This is a genomic window from Chryseobacterium sp. CS3K3.1, from assembly GCF_059515165.1.
In genome coordinates this window covers 1-1,219 of the sequence record NZ_JCAKRV010000048.1, presented here as the reverse complement: position 1 = coordinate 1,219, position 1,219 = coordinate 1, and the positions used below count along the sequence as shown (strand labels likewise).

General features: G+C 29.2%; 1 protein-coding gene. It reads right to left on the bottom strand.

The genetic code is table 11. The annotated features are described in order from the left end of the window. Window positions 1-8: 8 nt before the first annotated feature. The gene (locus AC5YGI_RS22015) at window positions 9-1,004 is read right to left on the bottom strand and encodes an IS110 family RNA-guided transposase (protein WP_330744043.1); all 996 of its coding nucleotides are present in this window, start codon (window positions 1,002-1,004) and stop codon (window positions 9-11) included. Window positions 1,005-1,219: the final 215 nt, after the last annotated feature.

Genomic DNA, 1,219 nt, shown 5'->3' with positions numbered 1-1,219 from the left:
TCCGATTTCTATGACAAAAACAAAGAATTATTATAGTTTTTTTCATAAAGTTTCCCTGTTCTGATTATTGCAAAAATTCTATGAATAATTTTGTTTCTCACAGCGTTTAAAACTGCCATTTTGTTTTTACCATCACTTATTTTTCTGTGATAATATATTTTTAAATCATTTTCTAGTCTCACAGCTCTCATTGCAGCCATATGAAGTACTGTTTTCAATGATTTATCCGCATAATAAGAAAGCTTAGGTTTACATTTTATTGATGTTCCAGATTGATAGCCAAAGGGGACCACACCTGCATAACAAGCTAATTTTCTGGGGTTATTAATCTTTGTCAACCCTTCTGTTTTAGCAATAATCATCCAGCTTAATACTTTTCCTACTCCTGGAATACTTTGTATACATTGCTTCTTGGAGTATAAATCTGAGTCATTATCAATGAGTTGTTCTATTTCATTTTCTAAAAAATCTATATGCTTTTCTAAAACTTCAATCTCCTTTTTATTCATTTTTAAAAATTTAGAATCATATCCTATACTTTCAAGTTGTGAATAAAGATGTCTTTGCTTTAATAAAGAAGCTCTTAGCTTTATCTTAGAATTTCGCTCAGAAAACAGCACTTTAATTTTCTTTATGTTATCAGAGCATGGTTTCCATTCTATAAGCTCTTTTTCATGTTTCTCTGTGAACTCACAGATCCTTTTAGCATCAATTTTATCATTTTTACCCCTTATTAAGCCTATACTTTTCTTTAAGTGTAAGGGGTTAAGTACAAAAACTTTAAAATTAAAATACTCCAGAACCTGATATAATTCCCAATTATATCTTCCTGTATTTTCCATGGAAACTATAATCTCAGATTTCGGCTCTTGAAAAATTTTGAAGAATACTTTGATTGCCTTAGCTTCATTGGCAATAACATTAAAAGAATAAGAACCACACTTTTTAATACAGATATCCAGTGTCTTGGCACTAATGTCAATACCTATTACAATTTTTTCCATATTTTTGGTTTAAGTTATAAATGTAAGAGCAATTCATCTGATTCTTAACACCTTGATAATGGGCTTTAAATCCCGAATTTCTATTTAAGTCTTTTGATGAAAAAGCATTTAGTTCTTTATCGGAGTATGAATCATATTCTAAGGAATCTATAGTGTAACTAAATGCTTGCTCTTTTCTAAATGTAATCATTTATTTCATAGAACTAATCTAAAGG

What these genes read in the sequence shown, in the direction of transcription:
- AC5YGI_RS22015 (WP_330744043.1), bottom strand. Translation starts at nt 1,004, where the DNA reads ATGGAAAAAATTGTAATAGGTATTGACATTAGTGCCAAGACACTGGAT.